Origin of the sequence: Pseudomonas sp. CM25 (assembly GCF_013179705.1) — a bacterium.
Taxonomy (GTDB): domain Bacteria; phylum Pseudomonadota; class Gammaproteobacteria; order Pseudomonadales; family Pseudomonadaceae; genus Aquipseudomonas.
This window is the reverse complement of record NZ_JABMCW010000737.1, coordinates 1-528: the sequence shown is the minus strand read 5'-3', so window position 1 is coordinate 528 and position 528 is coordinate 1. Positions and strand designations below refer to the sequence as shown.

At 66.7% G+C, this 528-nt stretch carries 1 protein-coding gene; it reads left to right on the top strand.

Annotated features, from left to right (window positions below; all coding sequences use genetic code 11):
- A partial coding sequence (locus HP546_RS31030) for an AMP-binding protein (RefSeq protein WP_172233881.1) occupies positions 1-528 on the top strand: 528 nt, incomplete at both ends.

Sequence of the window (528 nt, the reverse complement as noted above, 5' to 3'; positions counted from 1 at the left end):
CAGCGACAGCGTGCTGCAGAAAACCCCGTTCAGCTTCGACGTGTCGGTGTGGGAGTTCTTCTGGCCATTGATGACCGGCGCCCGCCTGGTCGTGGCCCAGCCGGGTGCCCACCGCGACCCGCAGCTGCTGGTCGACACCATCAACCAGCACGGCATCAGCACGCTGCACTTTGTGCCGTCGATGCTGCAGGCGTTCATGACCCATGAGGCAGTGGAAAGCTGCGTCAGCCTCAAGCGCGTGGTGTGCAGCGGTGAAGCACTGCCGGCCGAGCTGGCCCGTCAGACCCTGCAACGCCTGCCCGCAGCCGGCCTGTACAACCTGTACGGCCCGACCGAAGCGGCCATCGACGTCACCCACTGGACCTGCCAGGCGGACGAAAGCATCAGCGTGCCGATCGGCCAGCCGATCGACAACCTGAAAACCCATATCCTCGAAGGCAGCCTGCAGCCAGCCGTGCGCGGCAGTGCCGGCGAGCTGTACCTGGGCGGCGTTGGTCTTGCCCGTGGCTACCACCAGCGCCCGGCGCT